Origin of the sequence: Acinetobacter sp. MF4640, from assembly GCF_002018895.1 — a bacterium.
Lineage (GTDB): Bacteria > Pseudomonadota > Gammaproteobacteria > Pseudomonadales > Moraxellaceae > Acinetobacter > Acinetobacter johnsonii.
In genome coordinates this window covers 1-1,498 of sequence record NZ_MVOM01000120.1, presented here as the reverse complement: position 1 = coordinate 1,498, position 1,498 = coordinate 1, and the positions used below count along the sequence as shown (strand labels likewise).

Genomic DNA, 1,498 nt, shown 5'->3' with positions numbered 1-1,498 from the left:
TGGGTAGATTGGTTCAATAAAGAGCGTGTACATAGTGCACTAGGTTATGTATCACCTTTTGATTTTGAAGCAATGTACTATGATAAGATTAACCCGTTAGGTCAGGTGGCCTAACTTAAATAAAAAACTCTCCGACAAACCCGGTACGGTTCATTGGACAATCGCCCCGTATCTTACAAGGGCCTGAGACAGATCTAACCGTGATTCAGGAATTAAAAGATTGCATATCTAATGGACTATTTTTCCATAACCATACGATTAATTATCGCAAAGATAAAACACCGTACGATGTAGAGTGGAACATCTCCCCGATTAAAACTGAAACAGGTGAAATCACCCATTTTGTATCCGTTCAACGAGATATCACGGAAAAAAACGAAAGTCTTAAATATCAAGCGATGCTGGTTGCAGCAATCAATACAACACCCGATACGATAGTGATCACGGATGATCAAGCTAAAATTAAATTTATGAATCATGCCGCAGAGGAACTCTCGGGCTACACCCTAGCAGATTTAAAAGATGAACCTATCACAAAATTATATCCACATGATCAAAAGCTGATAGAACTACAAAGAATAAAAAATCAGGATATTGAAAATAAAGACCATGTATATGAAAAGCATTTCTTAGAGCTCGTTTCATCCCCTCTAAAAGACCGTAATGGCACAATTACACACAATGTGAGTATCGGTAGAAATATTAATCATCATATCGAGATCAAGAGTCAACTTGAAGAGTGGGCCAATTACGACAGTTTGACGAGTATTTTTAATCGTCGCTATGGTGAACATCTTCTAGATACCATTCAAAAAGACATGTGCAATGAAGATAACTCTTGCTGCGTGTTATTGGCTGATATCGATTACTTTAAAACGATTAATGATACTCATGGTCATGCATTAGGAGATAAGGTCTTACAACAAGTCATGCATGAGCTCTCCAAAAATTTACGTAGCAAGGACACTCTCATTCGTTGGGGAGGAGACGAAATATTAATCGTATTACCAAGTATCAAACGGCTTTGTTGCACAAAGATTTGAAATGCAAAGCGCCCCTAATTGAGCCAAATTTAAGGCGTAACTTGGGTAAGTGGTCGACCTAATTCCGTAAATCTGTTAAGGACGGCTACACGTGCATGGATCTCATTCACTTGGTTATCAAAACTCCTTGCACTGAGTTTATCTCCTAATAATTTGATGCAATGCATCTTAGTTTCAACCAAACTTCGCCGATGATAGCCTGACCATTTTTTCCATAGTGTCCTGCCTAAACGTGTAACTGTTCGAAGTAATTCATTTCGCTCTAGCGAGCTACTCTTTGTATCTTTCCATGGTTTCGCATTTTTTCTAGGTGGAATCACCGCATGCCCTTGCCGATCTGCAATGACCTGACGGCATTGCTTGGTGTCATAAGCTCCATCGGTATAAACAGAGTCAATCCGCTCATCTTGTGGAATCTGATTAAGTAAATCACCAAGCACCTGTGAATCACTGAC

General features: G+C 39.3%; 3 protein-coding genes. 2 read left to right on the top strand and 1 reads right to left on the bottom strand.

Annotated elements, in window-relative coordinates:
- Positions 1-114 (top strand): IS3 family transposase (locus tag MF4640_RS20015; RefSeq protein ID WP_161944396.1); only part of this gene is annotated, 114 nt, incomplete at its 5' end.
- A 5-nt stretch (positions 115-119) separates the two neighbouring features.
- On the top strand, positions 120-1,043 hold the full coding sequence (locus MF4640_RS18675) for a diguanylate cyclase domain-containing protein (protein WP_227518691.1): 924 nt from the start codon (positions 120-122) through the stop codon (positions 1,041-1,043).
- 29 nt (positions 1,044-1,072) lie between these two features.
- Here MF4640_RS18675 and MF4640_RS18670 read toward each other — a convergent pair.
- Positions 1,073-1,498 (bottom strand): IS5 family transposase (locus tag MF4640_RS18670; protein WP_153042489.1); only part of this gene is annotated, 426 nt, incomplete at its 5' end.